The organism is Chordicoccus furentiruminis (assembly GCF_019355395.1).
In the GTDB taxonomy this organism is placed as follows: domain Bacteria; phylum Bacillota; class Clostridia; order Lachnospirales; family Lachnospiraceae; genus Chordicoccus; species Chordicoccus furentiruminis.
The window spans coordinates 1819577-1838563 of sequence record NZ_CP048829.1 but is presented as its reverse complement, the minus strand read 5'-3'; the positions used below and the strand labels follow the sequence as shown (position 1 = coordinate 1838563).

Sequence of the window (18987 nt, the reverse complement as noted above, 5' to 3'; positions counted from 1 at the left end):
GCGCGGGGTCCACTTGGTTTCGTTATGGTTTTCCATCCCATGGCGGGGATCATCCCCGCTCGCGCGGGGTCCACACATCGGCATCACGATCAAGCCGGACAAAGATAGGATCATCCCCGCTCGCGCGGGGTCCACCCATCCAACTTACCAATCCGAATATGCGGAGCAGGATCATCCCCGCTCGCGCGGGGTCCACGTTCCGGCGGTGACTATACGGACTGCCGCACGAGGATCATCCCCGCTCGCGCGGGGTCCACGCGCTTGCATGTTGGCATTTGCGCAAATGTATGGGATCATCCCCGCTCGCGCGGGGTCCACACCAACCGCTTCGCGGACGTGACCATGACAGAGGGATCATCCCCGCTCGCGCGGGGTCCACCATCCGACTCCAGATCGTGATCCTGTAAGCAAAGGATCATCCCCGCTCGCGCGGGGTCCACGCTGATCGCTGACGCGTGTGCTGACAGCGTGGAGGATCATCCCCGCTCGCGCGGGGTCCACGCCGCGATTGATGCGGCGGACACATGGGACGCAGGATCATCCCCGCTCGCGCGGGGTCCACTGACCCGCGATCAGAGCGCGGATGGTCGCATTGGGATCATCCCCGCTCGCGCGGGGTCCACAGGTTGCAGGCGCGGAAATGCATGTCTGTTGCAGGATCATCCCCGCTCGCGCGGGGTCCACGGCGTTTGGCGTGCAGGCCAACCAAGCGGGCGAGGATCATCCCCGCTCGCGCGGGGTCCACGCGGAGATCAGGGACTTTGCCGGGCTCTACGGAGGATCATCCCCGCTCGCGCGGGGTCCACTCCTGCTCGACCTGCTTGAGGCTATATGAGCGGGGATCATCCCCGCTCGCGCGGGGTCCACTGCATACGACCGGTATCACGACGGAGCCGTATAGGATCATCCCCGCTCGCGCGGGGTCCACGACGGGAGCGTGTACGGGATCGATACGGACGTGGGATCATCCCCGCTCGCGCGGGGTCCACCTTTCTCCCAACTGCACAGCGTAGACTGTGCAAGGATCATCCCCGCTCGCGCGGGGTCCACTCGTTGTCGCTGTCGTAGATGTACGACGCTTCAGGATCATCCCCGCTCGCGCGGGGTCCACGTCAAGTCGGACGTGAACGGCACCAAGCAGCAGGGATCATCCCCGCTCGCGCGGGGTCCACGGGAACAAAAAAGAAAGTTCCCACACAAGAGTAGGATCATCCCCGCTCGCGCGGGGTCCACCACATCCGCAGGATCCATCTTGTGTCGCAGTCAGGATCATCCCCGCTCGCGCGGGGTCCACTTTTTGGTTCGACAAGGCTCACGTTCCCACAGAGGATCATCCCCGCTCGCGCGGGGTCCACCCCACTTTGTCTCGATCCCGAGCCAGTCAAGGAGGATCATCCCCGCTCGCGCGGGGTCCACCGGTCATAGCAGGGATCGTTGTTGGCATGTCGAGGATCATCCCCGCTCGCGCGGGGTCCACACTAAAAAAATCCCCAGAAAACGCCATCCCGCTTTTTTTATGCGCCCATTTCATTTAACTTCGCATAAACCTGATACGTCAAGATACAATCATCCAAAGCTCGATGTGTTTGTTCCTGCAATCCAAGATGTGCCGAAATGGTCGCAAGCTTATAATTGTCAAGAAAGGGGATTTGCTTTTTTACAATCCGCATTACATCAATCGATCTGTTATTCAATGCTGCGCGCCCGCAGGATTGACATGCATGAAGCAAAAAAGCAAGATCAAACGAAGAATGGTAAAAGAGCAGTGTATCTGTGCCTACAAACTTCAGCAGATCAGAAATAGCGTCTCTCAGATCAACTCCTGCTGTTTCCAATTCAGACGATTCTATGCCTGTCAATGAATGAATCTTCTCCGACAGTTTTTGGTCAGAATAAATGAGTCTGGAAAAGGTTTTGTCTATCTTGTGATCACGAATTCGAACAGCTCCCAATTCAATAATGCGATCTTTTTCCGGATCCAGACCGCTTGTTTCTAAATCTACTACCGAAAAATCAGGCAATGCACCGGAAGCCCGCTTGCTTTTCGTTTTTCTCCTGGCCATGCGAAAAATCTCTGCATTGCTTTTATACTCTTTGCTTTTCCGACCCGAATCCGGAAGCGGGTGCCGCATGAGAGTGACTCCATCAAAATCCACAGGATCCCATTCTGAGTTCCATGTACGGAATTGCATACCCTGTTCGTTAGATGCGTTATAGACCATCGTTGCATATCCACTGCCCAGATGATCGCAGATTCTTTTCCATAATTCTTCTCTCACCCTTGCAGGAAGATTCCCAACATATACTCCTGTATTAATTTCAAATAGCCACTTGGTCAAATCACCCCGCAGGCTGGGCGGGCAATCAGACACCGTAACAACTGTCATGACGGATTTCCTTTTTCATGATATTGTCTGCCATTAGCCACTGCTCCCTGTTTGTTGTCCCAGAGATAGACCGCACTCACATCGCCTGCGTTATCCTTGATGTCATCCGTCTCTTTAAGAAGCCACTGCACATCATGAACCGCACGTTCAAGAATGTGTTTTTGAACCATTTCATCCCGTACACGATGCCGGACAGTCCGCTCCAAATCAGCAGTCTTCCGTGATGCTATTTCAAATGCTATCGGTATCGTCACCTCTGCCTTATACAGATCCGCCATATCATAAACAAAAGAGCAATCATGCCCGACATGAACAAAACCGAGTCCGGCTGAGCATCCCAAAGCGGTAATGACAGCATGCATCAGTCCATAAAGACAGGCATGTCCTATAGACAATGCTTTATTCACATCATCACTGGACTCGAAATGATCCGGGTCGTATTCCCTTCCATTCCAAGGAACATTCCATTTTCTGGATGCTTCCCGATAAACGCCCCGGATTCTGCTTCCTTCCCGTCCTCTTAACTGCTGCAGAGTTAGTTTTGATACGTCTTCATCCGGAAAACGCAGCTGATACATTTTGCGGACGACCATCAGGTGGAGCCTCTGATTACTGACCATTCTGGCCTGCTGCAGCAATAATGATGAATGGTGTGTCAGTGGCCGCCCGCCAGCATAATAGCGTACGCCCTGTTCTCCAACCCATACGACACTTACGCCCGCCTCTCCGATCAGCTCCATTGCACGATGCGTCAAATTCGTTCCCGGTCCAAGCAATAGGACGGATAGTGCCGCTGCCGGTATATACACAATTCCATTTTGATCCGTCACTGTAATTGCACTGTCTTTCCGGTTGATGTCGCAATGCTCGAGATAAATAAACGTCATCCGGTCCCGGATCTGCGGCAGTGCCTGCAGATCCGGCTGCTCAATTCCGGGAATCGTCTCACTCATCTAATTTCACCTGCGATCGTAAGCATCCCTGATCCGAAAGCCTTTTCACGCCCGATCCCTTTCACCAGTGCCTCACGAAACGCATCCGCATCAGTCACCTTCAATGTCCCTTCAAAAACGACATGGATCATCGACACCCGGGTTCGGTGTTGTTCGCCTTTCCGGAAAGTCACCTGTCGATCCTGAAGAATCTGAACGGCGTCTTCACTCACCTCAAATCCATGCCTGCGACCCTGATCAATCAGCCACTGTATCTGATGGCGCGGCGAAACATGCGGATACACCTTTCCCCGCTTTCCTTCTCCTTGTGAAACGCTGTGAGTCGGTGTCGCCGCTATACGAAAATGCCAGCGGCTTCCCTGCTGAATCTTATCAAGGAAGGGCGTATACGCTCTGACTGCACTGCTTTCCGATGCGGGTTCCATTCCGAACTGGCTTACGATCCCAGCCGTATCCGGTGCTATCTCACTGACGATAAGAAGATAATATACCCCATGCAATGGATCGATACGCCAGAGATGACGACTTCCGTAATCCGTGAAAGCATGCTCAACCGCACCGTGCATCAGATTGGGGTTGGCAAGAGCTTCCATGGTTTTCCTTTTGGATGAATCAAGTCTCACCCTTGTCATATACATTTTTATTCACCTCATCCAGTTCCCGGAACGCATCATGATCGGTTTCTTCAGATCCGTCCATATGGACGGATCCCTGCTCAACTGCATATCGATATCTATACTCCCGATGAACCGGGCTGAATGACACCGGATCATCTTTCAGCCTGTGATACTCAAGTCCCCGATCCGGCGTTCCCTCAACAACGATACGGAGATTGGGATTAGAATGCACCTGCCTCCAAGCCGGAATCTGCCATTTTTCATTTCGCAGTGCCTCCAGCAAAGGCTCTTCACGAAGTCCGAGTGACACGGGAAAAGACGGCGGGCAGGACCTTCTTCCCAAATACAATGGGAAAACCGGATGGCAAAGAGCCTTATCAAAGGCAGCCAGCTGCAATGTATCTTCAGAATAGAGTCCAACCAGATACACCGCATCGCTCATGTAATAACGTTCCGTTACATCCGCCTGCTTTTCTCCGTGTACCATATGGAAATCCCTCAGGAGCACACCGGGCTGGTCAACGCGCACCCCCATGATCACGTTACGGAAATCCTCGCAGGATTCATCGCGCCTTCTTCCCAAAGCCGAGGCCAGCATTCCGAGAACTCCGCTTCTGGTCGGAATGGACAGTGTCCGTCTTGTATTGAATTTTGAATCATCGCCCCACGACTGAAGGGGAGCCGCGAGCCGCATCAGCAGCGTGCTCATGACTGATCACTCCCGATCGCATGCTCCAGATATTCCCGAAGCTGACTCAGCACGTCCGGAAGAGCAGTCGGCTGCACTAATGCTCCGATGCCGTCCCCCATTCCAAATTCTGCGTCCGGCGCATTATCATAAGCTGCGTACAGATTTTTCGCGTATTCAACAAACGCTTTTTCGGAAGCGGGTACATAGCCGTCCTGTCCCGCGCGCACCGGACGTTCGAACGCGCCGCAGAGATTAACGGGCTGGTCCGTTCTGACGCAAATGTAAATATCGCTCGGAAGTGTGCGATTAGCGAATGTATTTTCTCTTCCCGTGGGCATAGAATAAATAAAGGATTCTGCAAAGCGTTCTATTGCATTCACCGCTTCTTTCCCGGCAAATCCGGCAAGTACGCCGGCATTGACCGTAGCATAACGATACAATGTGGCTGAGTTGAACTCCACCGTTCCCAGATGGCCGGCTCCTGCGTTATCCTCCCGTGCGCAGTCGTCAACAGCCGTGAAATAGTCGTACTCATTATGCACTGTATGAGTCGAAATACTGTGAGCAACCTGAGCTGTCGCGTCATAATTAAGAGAAGGATCACTCGCCACCATCCGGCCAAACAGAATCATGTCGATGGACGGATTTTCCTTCAGCGCTGCAGAATACTTCTTTTTATCTTTTTCCTTTGCCACGGCCAGTTCCGCGATTGCCCGAACCTGTTTTTCGCTTATAAAGAACAGAGCATCTGTTCCGCTCTCTGCACTCTTTATCTTCAGCCCGGCATTGCTCAATGCGTCCATCGCCATTTTTTCTGCCGCTGACTGTTCCACTGTCGGATCACATAAAATAATATCGTTTTTCACCAGTTCCACTACATGCTTTGTTCGTTTTCCAAGTTCTCCCTGCGGAAAACGTTTCAGAAAGTCCGTCCGCATCGCATGCTTCCAGGCCTGTGATGAAACCCGTGCGCGTGTGGTGCCTCCGTAGACCGCGGTCTTCGGGCTTCCGGTGTCGTCTCTGTTCACGCAGCTGGGCGGAACGGTCTGCAGAATATGGATATCGACAAAGATCTGTTCACTCATCACTCTTCTCCTCTTTCTCATTCTGTTTGAATTGATAGTACGCGCGTCCCCACTTTAACCGCACAGATGTTCTTCTTTCCTCGTCCTGATACCAGTACAGATCTTCAGCCAGATCAACATAATCCAGCGGTATGCTTTCTGAGCGGAGCAATTCGATAATCCCCCGCAGATGATAGGACAATTCCAGCATATCGGAAGAAGTCGCCATCTGGTTAAACCTTCTGAGAACTCTCATCTCGGCATCCTGATCAGCTGTCGGCACAAGCTGGCGAATCGCCTTGCCGAGTGTATTTCCCTCCAGATACATCGACTGATTCTGGCCTTGCTGATGAACCGCATACAGCGTAAGCACGGTATAAACGGACCACTCGGAACGGCCCGGCTGTTTCCCCGTTCCCTGAAGCCCTGTCGGAAGATCCTCCAGAAAGATTCCCCAAAGCTCGGGCAATTCACCCGGGCTTTTACCGGTTCCCCTCCTGAGCCGGGCCAGCTCCGCCTTTCCGGAACCCATTCCTGCAATGCTCTGCAGATAGATCAGCCTGCTTTGCACATACCTCCTGATCGCTTCGCTTTGTTTCACATTATTCACCTGCCTTCGGGTAAATCTGATATATTTTCCTTCTGAATTTCAGATCCGCTTCCGGAACAGAAAAACGAAGTTCCGTATCCTTTTTCCTGTCATAAACATAATGTCCTGTATAGGCATTCATTCCGGCCTCTTTCTCGATCTGCTCCGCCAGCCTGCAAGCCATCGTCCTTGCTCTTTCCTCCCACTCAAGAAATCTTCGTGCAATCCTGTCCGGATCTTCATTCGCGTCAATCTGCATCAGCCACTGTCTGAACGGCTCATCAATCATCTGATAGAAGCGTTCTTTCCCTTCATTGGTTTTCTTTTCGGTATCGCCTCCTCCAGCCACATAAATATCATAGACCAGATAATGGAATGCCACAGCTGCCTGATCACACTTTTTGACCTGCTCATCGATTCGGTTTCGGAGCGCGGCTTCGGATTTTCTCAGGAGATCCGAACTCATCGTCAGAATATCACTGGAAATATCACTGATATAAAAATCCTTGTCTCCATATTTCATCGAAACCGCACGAAAGCGTGCTGCCATAGACGATGGAATCAGCTGTTCATCGCGCAGAGAAGAGAACCAGCTTACGACGCCGGGAATATGATTTTCCTCACCTCCGATAAAGAAATTCCCAAAATCTCTCCACATCTGTCTGGATGGTTCCATTCTTCTGGGACGGAAAAGCGTTTGCTTCCCCTGCTTGACGTATCGCCATACAGTCATCTGTTCCTGGAATGCCTCATCAGCGGAAAAGAAATCGCCCCCCAGTAAACGATATCCCGTTACAAATCCTTCCTTGCGATCAAGCAGGATCCGTCTTGACTGGAGCGTAAGCAAAGAGGCAGGATTACATGGAACAGCAATTTCTGTTCTTTCATCCGGTTTCGGATCATGCTCCCAGTTAGGATCTGCTTCATCCTGCCACGGTTCGGCGCCATCCTGAAGGAAGGTAAGATTCAGCATGATCGTCTCGAACAGATTTCTTCCCACGCCCTCTATCATGCCAAGTTTGCCAACCCATCCGGCTCCGGGCGACGGCAGACCTTTCTGTTTCGGTTTTGCGGATGTGTCGTCAAACGCATTGATATACAGCAGCCATCTCGCAGCCTCTCCATATCGGATTTTTTCTTTTCCGCTCCCGCTTCGTCCCGCGAACAGCCGGATTTTATTCCCGCTCTCTGAGATGTCCCCGATCAGCTTGGATACGCCGTATTCGGTGCCTTTCTTCGCTTCCGGCACCTGGCCAAACGGGTTCGTCGGATGAAATAGCCAGAAGCAGTCGTGATGTTTCTGCATGTACGATTCCACCGGTCCAGCCGGAAAGCCTCCGGCATTCCAGAGGTCTTCCCACCGTAGCAGCGCCGTTTCCTGCGCATCTGTCAGTTCTTCATGCGCCGTCAGATCATCTGGGTTCCCGTCTGCATCTGTACGGGAAAAAATCGTATAAGCCAGTGCCGTCAGCACTCTCAGAACAGCAAAGTTCTGCGGTTGATTTTCCCCGTTCAGATCTTCATATTCCTGAGCGTGAAGCATCACCTCGCTAAGTGAAACCGTCTCTTCTGTCAGATCATGCCTGATCACCCGGATCCATGGTTCGTCCGCCAGATTAAATTCAACTGTTTTCATTCTCGTTTCCCACCTTTTCATACTGAAAGCCCAGCCGGTTTGAGTAAGAGATCGAATATCCTCCCAGAATCCCCTTTCCCTTCTCGTCCAGAACCATAAAAAGCTCACCCATCAGCAGTCGGTTTTCACGAACCCATGTACCCACCCATCGGTTGGTCATGTTTTCAAGTTCCCGAATTACACGGTCGATCAGGTCGCCCCGTCCGAATACTGCAGGGAGGCGAATCTTCTGGCGAAAGACCAGCTTCTCTTCTTCTTCGGACAGTCTTTCATCCGAAAGCAGAAGAACGGACGGATCGCACAGCGGAGTAAGCGCATGCTTCTCCGGAACATATTGCAGCAGAATTGCCTCTACCGAATCCTGTCCGTCTCTGACACATGCCTCTGCCTCCACATCGTTGGATATCATTTCATCCAGCATCCCGTCGATCGTTTTTTGCTTCAGCCTCCTTCTCTGATTTACCGGGGGTGAGAGCCGATATGCATTCGCACGTTTCTGCTTGTCTTTGATTTTCCGATCATAGTCTTCCTCCGCATGTCTCTCTGTCTCAGGTTGAAGCACGAAAGAACGATCATAGACATCCTGTACGAGTTCAGAGATATCCGTCGGAAGCAAAATCCGGTCCGGAAGAATTTCTCTGGTTCTGAGAAGAAGGTATTCGCCATACACTGCTTTTGAACCAGCCTCTGTCTCGTCTTCCGCTCCTGCGCCCACTACGGCACAGACAGCCTGCTTCATCCCGACCGGGCGAAACGCATCATGCCGGGCATGTCTGTGAAGTCTGCCTATTCTCTGCAGCAGCAGGTCAACCGGGCAAAGATCCGTCACCAGAAAATCAAAGTCGATATCCAGAGACTGCTCTATCACCTGTGTTCCGATAACCACGAGATGGTTTCGTTCTTCCGGTCCGGAACCCGGGCCGAGACGGCGCAGCAGCTCCTTCTCCAGCGCCGCTCTCTGCTCCATAGTAAAGCCTGCATGATAAACGATGATGTTTTCATCAGGCAGTTCCTTCAGCACTGTCCGCGCCAGCGTCTGAGCTCGTTTCACCGTATTCACGATAATACCTGCGCATCCTCCGTCCGCCAGTTTGTCTCTGAGCAGACTGATCAGATTTGCCTCCTCTGTCTTCAGAATGCGCACCATCCGCTTGCCCCCGGTCATGGCGATCCGTTTCTGATTGACCTGCCTGCCATCTGTCCATGTCAGCAGAGGGTACGATTTGCTGACCATCCACGATTCTTTCTCAGAATCAGGAACCGCTGGATTTAACTGCTGATAGGACCGGATCAGGCGGCTGCGTCGCTCATAGGGAAGCGTCGCGGATAGAAGAATTACCGGTACGCCATATGCCCCCATCCAGCACAGCGCCATCTCCAGATACTGATTCATATAGGCGTCATACGCATGGCATTCGTCAATGATCACGACTTTGCCCGCAATACCCAGATGGCGGAGCATGACATGTTTCTGCTTAAGCGCAGTCATCAGAAACTGGTCTACTGTTCCAATGACGAAATCAGTCAGCAGCGCTTGTTTTCTTCCCTCAAACCAAGGATGTACGATTAAATTTGTGTCTTCCCGCCCGTCATCATTGATCTGAGCCGTTCCATGAAAAACCGACCGGTAGTCATCATTCATTTCCGCTGCGCCATGCGCCAGCCGGATACCAAGCGTGACCTGATCGCCCTCCTCCCCGGACTCTTCCTCCGCCTCAGATCTTGCCCATGATTCAATCCTGGGAAAGATGCCATTAGACGTTGCCTGCGTAGGCAATCCGAAATACAGGCCGCCACAGCGGTATTTGCCAGCCTGAATACTGGCTGCCGCCAGTGCGGCTTCCGTTTTCCCAACTCCCATGGGCGCTTCCAGTATATAAATTCCCGGATGTTCTGACTGTTCCGCTGCCTTTATCATTGCTTTCTGAACCGCGTTCGGCATAAAGCCGAACCGGTTCTGAAAGCCCGCATCATCCATTGCAATGCAGGAGGAAGCCCAGCATTCAGGCAAAGCAAGCGAATTCCACGCCCTCTGCATCCGGCTCCGATCATTTTGCTCATCTCCGCAGTCATCGGAAGAGATCAGCGGAAAATATTCCGTGTTGCTGGCGATCCAGTCCGCCATAATCAGCAGGCCGGTAAACAACACCTGTGCCTTGTATGAAATTTCCGGTATATCCTTTATTTCGGCATATCCCGACCCCCGCAGAACTTCATCGACAATCCTCCCGCGTAGTGAACGCCAGATCCCGGAGGTATTCATATCTTTTGAATCATAATAATTCATGTGACAGCTCGAAACGAGACTGAGCTGCTCTGCAATCAGGTCTCCTGTCAGACTGTTAATGATTTTCCTTGGTTTTCCATGATGTGCACCAACAACCGACGCAACGCCGGCAGGAAATCCCATCTTCAGAAGGACCGTCTCTCCCGCAAGTGGGTGGGATGACTCCTTTCGGTTGACAAAGGCAGATGCTCTTGAAACAGGAAGCCCCATCTCATCCAGACGTTCTCCCACCTCGTCAATGTTTTGAAGGATCATACTTTGAAAAAGCGGTGTGGCTTTCCCTATATCATGGAGACCGCCCAGAAGCTTCGCCATCCTGACGAGCTCTTCTTCATCTCCGGGCAGATCCATCGCCCTTTTTTCAGAATCGGGAAGCCATTGATTAACCAGAAGGCCCATCATATCGGATGTATCTTCCAGGTGCATTCTCAATGGAAGCCATATGCTGCGATCGTTTCGCCCTGATTTGGCTGCCAGCCATTTTGAAATATCATCGTCCATTTTCAATCGCTCCGCCCCGGTTGAGTTGGCTATATTTTACCATGCTTTCCCTTTGTGTTTTCTTTTTTTATTGATTTTTCCGATTAAAAACATCGGCACCAGATTTCGAGTCATGATAACTTCGCTCAGACGTTTTTTTGTGACAGTGATGTTATATCATTCGTCCTGTACATTTTTCTGTACTTATGAGCAGTGGAACTGATCTATTTGTATCGCATATCGCCTTCTCCCTATCAGCAGCAACAAAAAAGGCACCTGTTCAGTCCCGCTGAATACGGGTATTCTTTCCCACAAAGCTTTATCGGTTTACAAAGGTTTATCCTTATCTTTACTTGTCCCTGATGGCGGATTCCTCCGGAGGCGGTTATGCTGATGAAAAAGGAATCACGCCGCATTCCTTTTTCGGAGAAGCGGAACACGGCTGTCGGAAGAACAACAAAAAACCGGCCTCCTGCCGTCTCGGACGGCAGAAGGCCGGGCTTTCAAACCCCGACCGCCTTTTCTGCGAGGAAAACCATACTCACGCCAAGCAGAACGCTGAGCAGCACATAGAGAAAAGCCATCCCGCTTTCTCCCTTCTGCGTCAGCTGCTGCGTCTCAAGCGCGAAGGAGGAAAAGGTGGTGAACCCGCCGCAGACGCCGGCCTTCAGAAAGACCACAAGCTTCGGATTCATGGCGTTTTTCGCGGCCAGCGCCGCGATCATCCCGATCGTAAAGGATCCGGCAAGATTTATCAGAAGCGTCTTGATCGGAAATCCGTTCTCCGGATTCATCGGCAGAAGTCCGATCAGATATCGGAGTACAGCTCCGGCGGCGCCTCCCGCGCCCGCAAGCATCCATCCCGTCATCATGTCTCCTCCTACAGTATTCTCATCCACAGGTCATCCATGGTCAGCGTGTTCCTCACATCCCGAATCCGGAGATCCGGGTCCGCTGCGGGAGCCCCTTTTCCGATGTCCCGCAAAGGCGGGTCAGAAAAGACGCGTTCAGCCTGCCTGCGCCGCGCCGAAGAGATGTGCGCGGATCGGACGAAGGGCCGCGTACAGCACTTCTCCCAGAACGTAGGCGCTGAGCACTTCTCCGGCGCCGACCGATGCCATCAGCAGCGGAAGCGGCATCGCGAGTCCGTAGCCGTAGATGAGCACCAGCGGGACGACGACGGTATTGGCCGCCACTGTCACCAGCGGCGCGAGCCAGCGGTGATGGCGGAGCATCCGGCATCCCGCCGCGCCGATCAGCGTCGCGAGGCTTCCGAACAGAACATCCCAGAGAATGGATCCGCCCAGAATATTCGCCAGCAGACAGCCCACGAACAGCCCCGGAACCGCCGCCGGCGTGAAAACCGGCAGAATCGTCAGCGCTTCCGCGATCCGGACGTCAACTCCGGACTGTCCGAAAGAAATCGGCGCGAACACCATCGTCAGAACGACGTAGACGGCCGCAATGACAGCGGCCTGGGTGAGAAACAGAACCTGTTTGTGTTTCATAAAAAATCCCTCCGTGGTTTTGTTTTACGTGAGGATGGCTTCAAACTCACGGGCGCTGCATAGTCAGATTTGCGCCGCCGTACAGTGTACCGCGCATCGGATGAAAATGCAACCGGTGCCGGAGCGGGGGCTGATAAAGCCTCCTCACCAATAAAATGCATCAAAAGGCCGTCCTTCCGGTATCGGTTCTCCCGGAAGGACGGCCTCTTGATGTGCCGATATGGATGGTCAGGCGCGGATCTCCCGTTTCATGAAGGAGATGTACGCCGCCGCGAAGGCCACGCAGGCCAGCGCGATCATGTAGACGAGATGCGGCCAGACCAGAAGCAGACTCTGGCCGAAGCTCAGATAGCCCGCCACGGCGTTCTGGTACTGCGACATCGTCGTGATGCCCGTGGAACGGACGTTGGGGTTGAGGATCGTCGAGATCACCTCACTGAAGAGGTAGTAGGGCGACAGCCGGTTCAGCCCCAGCTTCAGCTGGTAGTTGCTCAGCGTGTTCGTATACGCACCGGCCCCGTCCGTCGGATACAGCGCGTTGGCGATGCCGCTCGCCGTCAGCGACATGAACATCGTCGTGAAAAGCCAGATCGCCAGTGCGACGATCGCAGCGGTCGCCGCGTGCCGGCAGACCACTGACAGAAAGATCGAGAAGGCCAACCACATGCAGCAATAGACGGAGGCGAACACCAGGAAGACGAGCACACGGGCCACTTCCTCGCCCGACGGTCCGATGCCGGTCTTCAGAATCCCGGCGCCGGCCATCACGCCGCCCAGCATGAAGAGAATCCATGTGATCACGGAGGCACCGGCGAGGAATTTGGCGTTGATAATCGAATCCCGGTAGATCGGCTGCGCGGCGATCCGGATCAGCGTCCCTTGAGATTTCTCGTTGGCGATGGCGTCAAATCCCATCGCGATTCCCATCAGCGGTCCGAGGAACGCGATGAACACGGCGAAGGAGTAGATGGACTTCCCGTTGGTTGTGAACAGCTTCAGGAAGATGTACCCGCTGCTCTTCTCCACCGCGTCAGACATATTGGAGATCGCCCCGTTCAGAGACGCGGCGGTCACGAGCACGAGCAGGACGAACAGCAGAAGAACCCGCCAGCTCGTCACATACTCGCACAGCTCCTTCCTGTAGAGAACACTGAAGCCGGTCCGGTTAGCCGTTCTTCGAACCGCCGCCTTCTGCTGCTTCTCTTTCTTTCCGGAATCGGAGACCGCCGCTTCGCTTCTGCTGGCTGTCATCGCTCTCACCTGCCTTTTCAAAGTATTTGTGGTAAATCTCGTCCAGATCGCCGCCGCGCTGATGCATATCGATCACCGTGATGTTATTGACAACCATCATGGTGAACAGCTGCCGGCGGAGGTCGGTTCTCGACTCGATGCGGATCGTGTCATTCTCCTGCTTTGTGCAGGATATGACGCCTTCCAGTCCTTCGGTCATATGAAGAAGCTTGTCGGACTGACCCTCATCAGTCTGAATCGTCATGACATAGTACCCTTCGTTCTGAAGCTGCCGCCCGAGCTCGTCGATGCTGCCGCTGGCGATCAGCTTTCCCTTGACGAAGATGCCGACCCGGTCGCAGATCTGCTGGACCTGATAGAGCTGATGGGAGGACAGAAGGATCGTGCGCCCGTCTTTTACGGACAGCTCCTTGATCAGAACCGTCAGCTCGCGCATTCCTTCGGGATCAATCCCCAGCGTCGGCTCGTCCATGATGATGATCTCCGGATCCTTCATCAGGACATCGGCAATCCCGAGCCGCTGTCTCATGCCGCGGGAGTAGCCGCCGGCCTTGCGTCCGGCCGCGTATGTCATGCCGACCCTCTTAAGAAGTCGGTCCGCCCGCGCTTTGCTCTCTTCACGCGTAAGACCGTTGATTTCTCCCGTAAAGACAAGATTTTCAAAGCCCGTCATATCCGGGTAGAAGCCGACGTTGTCCGGCAGATAGCCGACGATCCGCTTCACGCTGATCGGATCTCTCGTGCAGTCCGTCCCGGCGATATACGCCTGACCCGAGGTCGGCTCCGTGAGGCCCAGAAGCATCAGCGTCGTCGTGGTCTTGCCCGCGCCGTTCGGCCCCAGCAGTCCGTAGACCTCGCCTCTGCGGACCTTCAGGTTCAGGCCGTCCACCGCCGTGACGCCGCCGTACTGCTTCGTCAGATTGACGGTACGGATGATGGTTTCCGTCATAGATCAGTGCCTCCCGAATTTGCGGATGATGAAGACAAGGCAGCCGGCCACGGCGGCGATCAGGATGATGCCGACGGCGCCCCATCCGGTGGAGGTCTTCACGGTGACGCGGAATGCGGCCGTGCTGTTAGCCTGATCGTTCGCGGCCTTCAGATCCAGCTCATAGTCGCCGGAAAGCGCGTCTGAGGACGGGGTCACGTAAAGGGTAATCTCCTTCGACTGTCCGGCCGCCAGCGTGTCAATCGTGCTCTCGGAGAAATCCACCGTCCAGTCGGTCGGGGTCGAATCAGCCGTCAGGTTGATGTTGCTGAGGTCGATGTTGCCGTTGTTGGCCAGCGTCAGCGTGACGGCTTTCTTCTTGTTCGCAACGGCGTTGAAGCTGAGCGTGCTGCTGGGCGTCGACAGAGAGAGGTCATAGGTTCCGGTGATCGTGACCTTGAGCGTCGTCTTCAGCGTCTCGGAAGCCGAGATCGCGGAGAACGGGATCTCATAGTCCCCGGCGTCCACCTTTTCCGGCGGCGTCACCGTGATGCTCAGCGCCTTGGAGCTCTGGGCGTCCACGTCGACGGACGCGACCTTCGTCGTCTCGCCTGAGGGCGTGACGCTGACGGTCCAGCCGTCCGGAGCGGAGTTGGAGAAGCTGTAGTTCTGTGATTCCGATGAATTGTTCTGAATCGTGGAGGTGAAGGTGAAGGTCGTACCGGTCGCGCCTTCCTGCTCAGCGTACTCGGTGGTCAGACTGTCCGCGGTTTTCTCCTCATCGCTGACCGTGACCTTGAGCGCAAGATCCTCATCGCCCGCCGTGATCGTCAGATCGTAATCGCCCGCCTTGGCGTCCTTCGGCACTTCTGCATAGAAGGTCGCCGCATCAGCCGTCTGACCCACGGCCGCATGAACCGAGCTGATCTCGTTGCCGTTGCCCTCAAAATAGCCCGACCAGCCGTCCGGTATCGATTTCACGGACAAGGCGAGATCCGTCGGCTTGTCTTCGGCGTTGTCGATGTTCAGGCTGAAGCTGAGCTTGCTTCCGGCCTTGGCCGTCACGCCGGGATACATCGTGCTGACATAGATACCGGCCGCCTCGGCCGACGGAGACGCGGCCGTTGATTCCGATGACGCGCCGGCTGTGCCGGACGCGGCAAACGTCACGGTCGATCCGGCGAGCATGCCGGCAACAAGCGCGGCGAGTACGGCGCGCCCGATATACGCGGTTGTCCGATGTTCTGTTTTTCTTCGCATGGTTCTTTCCTCACCTTTTTGATAGATTCGTCCGCCTCTCCGGCGGTGCGGCGGGGTGTTTCCTTAAAAGGTTTCACCCATTGGTGAGGATTTTAGCACAGGAAGCTGAAAGAGGGCTGAAAATGGTCGGAATGACGGGAATGTTCACAAAAGAATCACGAATAGAGCATCTGCTTTAAAATAAAGAGGAAGCCCCTCTCAGAGCTTCCTCCTTCTGACCATCGGAAGGCGGATCGTGAAATCGTTTCGTCCGTCACCGGTGGACACACCGATTGTCCCGTGATGCTGCTGCACAATCGCGGCGGCGATCGGAAGACCGAGCCCGTAGCTCCCGTTCCGCTGCCTTGACGCGTCCGTCCGGTAAAACCGCTGAAAGATCTTCTCCTGCTCCTCGCGTGCAAGAAGCGCACCTTCGCTCGCAACCGAGAGGGAGGCACTGTTTCCAGAAGCGGTCAGCTGAACGCTGACGACCGAATGAGGCGCAGCATACTTGCGGGCGTTGTCCAGAAGGACATCCACGGCCTGGCGGAGCTGCGTCGCGTCGCCCCTCACGGTCAGATCCTTCTCCACATGGCTTTCGACTTCAAGTCCGGCCTCGAAAAACGGCGCCTCGAAGAGAAGCAGTTCGTTTTCGATGAGGTCACTGAAATCCACGTCCTCAGGCGTCCTGGGAAGGTTCTGATCGATCCGCGCCAGGTCCAGCAGTTCCTCCACCAAAGAGCGCATCTGCTTCGTCACCGTTGAGAGATGGTCGACGAAGACGCGACGGTCCGCCTCAGAATAGGACGGGTCCTTCAGCATCTCTGTGTTGGTCAGCATCACGGTGAGCGGCGTCTTCAGCTCATGGGACGCATCGGCGATGAACGCCTTCTGGTCCTTCAGTGTCTTCTCGACAGGTTTTACGAACCAGTTCGCAAGGATCACACTGAAAAGAAGAAACAGAAGAAAACCGCCGCCGGCCATCACGAGACAGTTCTTCATGAGGTGGCGCATCATGCTGGTCTCGCCGGACATGTCCGCGAAGACATAGGTCTCTTCCGCGCTGTCCTGCTCTTTCCCGGAGGCACCTCCGCTTTCCGCGGAGGAGGCGGCTGCATTTTCCTCAGAAGGCACCTGAAGATGCTCATACCGCAGATGGTACTGCGGAAGACGTCCGCTCTCCTTTCCGTCGGTCTCGGCGCTGGTTAAAATGCTACGGACTTTCTCCTCGTCGGTCAGGTCAAAGTCCCGGCCGTACGCCTTGACGATGGCGCCCTTGTCACTTACGCGCAGCACAAAATAGGCGAGCCGCAGGCCGTCGACCTGGTCACCTGGCTTCGGCGCGTCCTGCGGCTCCAGCGCGAGTTCCCGCATCCGTGCGACCGATTCCCGCTCAAGCGACTGGGCCGTCAGTGTCAGCACGATGCCGAGGATCACCAGAAGAAGGGCGGTCACCACCGCCATGATGATCAGAATAAAATGCAGGCGCAGACGCCGGATCATTCGTCTCTCTCTCCACTCTCCAGATGGTAGCCCACGCGGCGGATGACCTCGATGCGGACATCGGAGCCGATGCTGCGGAGTTTCTTCCGGAGAAAACCGATATAAGCCTCGACGCTGTTGCCGACCGCGTCCGAATCATACCCCCAGACACGGTTCAGGAGCGATTCTTTTGAAATATTATTGCGCCCGGCCTTCATCAGAAGGCGCATGACATCGTACTCTCTCGAGGAGAGACGGATGCTGCGGCCGCGAAAGGCGAGTTCATTCGTCCCCGGATCGAGCGTCGTCTCCCCGCAGGAGAGAATCTCTGCCGTCCGGTCGCCTTCCCGGCGGAGCAGTGCATGGACGCAGGCGAGCAGTTCCCGGATCTCAAACGGTTTCGTCAGATAATAGTCCGCACCCGCGTTCAGTCCCTCTACCCGGTCGTCAAGCGAAGATCGGGCTGTCAGCATCAGGATCGGGACCGTGTTCTTTTCCGCCCGGAGACGCTCCGCCACCTGGCAGCCGTCCATCCCCGGAAGCATGACGTCGAGAATCATCAAGTCATACGAACCGCTCATCGCGCTCTCGAAACCGCTCTGACCATCGTAAACCGCATCGGCCTCAAAGCCACGGGACTTCAGCATCGTCGCGATGGAGTCCGCCAGCATCTGCTCATCTTCTACGATCAGAATCCGCATCTTTACTTCTCTCCGATATCACCGAGGCACTGGTCAAGGCGGTAAGTCAGCAGATCCTTATCCATGTTCTGGCCGATGAACACAAGTTTGATCATTCTGTCCCCGTATTTCGGGTCCCACATCTTCCGGATCTGCGGATACTTGCGGAGCATCATCTCCTGGGAATGCTTCGGGGCAGCCGCGAGGAATTTGCCGGACGGGGACTCCGTGATCTGCCGTCCTGCCTGTTCGAACATAAACGACATCTCCGGCTCTTCCTGGTACCAGACCATTCCCTTGCAGCGGATGACCGAATGCGGCCAGAGATCGCAGAGATCGACGAGCTTGTCATGGACGAACGGTCTTCTGCGGAAATAAACAAACGTACTGATGCCGTACTCGAGCTCCTCTCCGGATTCTTCCTCGTTCTCCGGATGGCGGATCGCGTCGACCCATCCGGCGCTGGCCATCGCGCGGTCCAGGTCGAACCGGTCGGTGAACAGGAGCTGACGGAGCGGCACGTCGCCTTTTTCCGCGGCGACCATGACCGCATCCTTCTGAAGCATGTGAACGATTGCTTTCAGTTCGTCGAACTGCTTCTGGTCCACGAGATCCGTCTTGTTCATGACGAGCGTCGTGCAGAATTCGATCTGCTGGATCAGAAGGTTTTCGAGATCATCGTCCCCGATCGCGTCCCGGAGCAGTTTCCGGCCGTTCTCGAACTCCGAGAGCATCCGCGCGCAGTCCACGACAGCGACGATGTTGTCGAGCTTCATTGGAAGACCGTCTTCCGTGTTCTCCTCGCAGATCGTCGTGATCGTCTGGGCAATCGGGATCGGTTCGCAGATGCCGGACGCCTCGATGATGATGTAATTGTATTTTCCCGTATCCGCGAGATCCGTCAGCTGCACGGCAAGGTCCCCTTTCAGCGTGCAGCAGATGCATCCGTTTGAGAGCGGAATCAGGTTTTCATCCTCCCGGGAGACGCCGCCGCTTTTCTCGATCAGATCCGCGTCGATGTTGACTTCGCCGATGTCATTGACGATGACGGCCGCCCGGACGCCTTCCTGATTCGCCAGAATATGATTCAGAAGCGTCGTTTTTCCTGCGCCCAGATAGCCTGTGATCAGGCAGACGCGGACCATTTCCTTCTTTTCAGCCATTTTTCCTCCTTCACATAACCGGGCGGCGGTCC

General features: G+C 54.8%; 16 protein-coding genes and 1 CRISPR repeat array (1 of these 17 running past the window's edge). All 16 genes read right to left on the bottom strand.

Going from position 1 to position 18987, the window contains the following annotated elements:
• A CRISPR array of direct repeats spans nucleotides 1–1477; the repeat unit is 28 nt; unit sequence GGATCATCCCCGCTCGCGCGGGGTCCAC (it extends 2639 nt beyond the left edge of the window).
• Nucleotides 1478–1514: 37 nt separating this feature from the next.
• Nucleotides 1515–2387 (bottom strand): type I-E CRISPR-associated endoribonuclease Cas2e, encoded by an 873-nt coding sequence (gene cas2e, locus G4C92_RS08580; protein ID WP_274939453.1) that lies wholly within the window; start codon nucleotides 2385–2387, stop codon nucleotides 1515–1517.
• The gene (gene cas1e / locus G4C92_RS08575) at nucleotides 2384–3340 is read right to left on the bottom strand and encodes a type I-E CRISPR-associated endonuclease Cas1e (protein WP_274939452.1); all 957 of its coding nucleotides are present in this window, start codon (nucleotides 3338–3340) and stop codon (nucleotides 2384–2386) included. Before cas1e ends, cas2e begins: the two co-directional genes overlap by 4 nt.
• Nucleotides 3337–3933 (bottom strand): type I-E CRISPR-associated protein Cas6/Cse3/CasE, encoded by a 597-nt coding sequence (cas6e, locus tag G4C92_RS08570; protein ID WP_274939451.1) that lies wholly within the window; start codon nucleotides 3931–3933, stop codon nucleotides 3337–3339. Before cas6e ends, cas1e begins: the two co-directional genes overlap by 4 nt.
• Nucleotides 3934–3952: 19 nt before the next feature.
• Nucleotides 3953–4666: a type I-E CRISPR-associated protein Cas5/CasD gene (gene cas5e / locus G4C92_RS08565; RefSeq protein ID WP_274939450.1), complete on the bottom strand. Its 714-nt coding sequence runs from the start codon at nucleotides 4664–4666 to the stop codon at nucleotides 3953–3955.
• The gene (gene cas7e / locus G4C92_RS08560) at nucleotides 4663–5733 is read right to left on the bottom strand and encodes a type I-E CRISPR-associated protein Cas7/Cse4/CasC (RefSeq protein ID WP_274939449.1); all 1071 of its coding nucleotides are present in this window, start codon (nucleotides 5731–5733) and stop codon (nucleotides 4663–4665) included. Before cas7e ends, cas5e begins: the two co-directional genes overlap by 4 nt.
• Nucleotides 5726–6322, bottom strand: a complete 597-nt coding sequence (gene casB, locus G4C92_RS08555; RefSeq protein WP_274939448.1) for a type I-E CRISPR-associated protein Cse2/CasB — start codon at nucleotides 6320–6322, stop codon at nucleotides 5726–5728. The genes cas7e and casB overlap by 8 nt, the downstream gene beginning before the upstream one ends.
• Nucleotides 6315–7937: a type I-E CRISPR-associated protein Cse1/CasA gene (gene casA, locus G4C92_RS08550; protein ID WP_274939447.1), complete on the bottom strand. Its 1623-nt coding sequence runs from the start codon at nucleotides 7935–7937 to the stop codon at nucleotides 6315–6317. Before casA ends, casB begins: the two co-directional genes overlap by 8 nt.
• Entirely contained in the window at nucleotides 7924–10650 is a 2727-nt protein-coding gene (cas3, locus tag G4C92_RS08545; protein ID WP_274939446.1) for a CRISPR-associated helicase Cas3', read from the bottom strand. Before cas3 ends, casA begins: the two co-directional genes overlap by 14 nt.
• Before the next feature lie 557 nt (nucleotides 10651–11207).
• The gene (crcB, locus tag G4C92_RS08540; RefSeq protein WP_274939445.1) at nucleotides 11208–11573 is read right to left on the bottom strand and encodes a fluoride efflux transporter CrcB; all 366 of its coding nucleotides are present in this window, start codon (nucleotides 11571–11573) and stop codon (nucleotides 11208–11210) included.
• A gap of 138 nt (nucleotides 11574–11711) precedes the next feature.
• Nucleotides 11712–12212, bottom strand: a complete 501-nt coding sequence (locus G4C92_RS08535) for a QueT transporter family protein (RefSeq protein WP_274939444.1) — start codon at nucleotides 12210–12212, stop codon at nucleotides 11712–11714.
• Between the two features lie 228 nt (nucleotides 12213–12440).
• Nucleotides 12441–13463 carry an ABC transporter permease gene (locus G4C92_RS08530; RefSeq protein ID WP_274939443.1) on the bottom strand — a complete coding sequence of 341 codons (1023 nt, stop codon included), beginning with the start codon at nucleotides 13461–13463 and terminating at the stop codon, nucleotides 12441–12443.
• Nucleotides 13378–14412 carry an ABC transporter ATP-binding protein gene (locus tag G4C92_RS08525; RefSeq protein WP_274939442.1) on the bottom strand — a complete coding sequence of 345 codons (1035 nt, stop codon included), beginning with the start codon at nucleotides 14410–14412 and terminating at the stop codon, nucleotides 13378–13380. Before G4C92_RS08525 ends, G4C92_RS08530 begins: the two co-directional genes overlap by 86 nt.
• Before the next feature lie 3 nt (nucleotides 14413–14415).
• Nucleotides 14416–15651 (bottom strand): NEW3 domain-containing protein, encoded by a 1236-nt coding sequence (locus G4C92_RS08520; RefSeq protein WP_274939441.1) that lies wholly within the window; start codon nucleotides 15649–15651, stop codon nucleotides 14416–14418.
• A 198-nt stretch (nucleotides 15652–15849) separates the two neighbouring features.
• On the bottom strand, nucleotides 15850–17133 hold the full coding sequence (locus G4C92_RS08515) for a sensor histidine kinase (RefSeq protein ID WP_274939440.1): 1284 nt from the start codon (nucleotides 17131–17133) through the stop codon (nucleotides 15850–15852).
• The gene (locus G4C92_RS08510; RefSeq protein WP_274939439.1) at nucleotides 17130–17813 is read right to left on the bottom strand and encodes a response regulator transcription factor; all 684 of its coding nucleotides are present in this window, start codon (nucleotides 17811–17813) and stop codon (nucleotides 17130–17132) included. The genes G4C92_RS08515 and G4C92_RS08510 overlap by 4 nt, the downstream gene beginning before the upstream one ends.
• A gap of 2 nt (nucleotides 17814–17815) precedes the next feature.
• On the bottom strand, nucleotides 17816–18955 hold the full coding sequence (locus tag G4C92_RS08505) for a GTP-binding protein (protein WP_274939438.1): 1140 nt from the start codon (nucleotides 18953–18955) through the stop codon (nucleotides 17816–17818).
• Nucleotides 18956–18987: the final 32 nt, after the last annotated feature.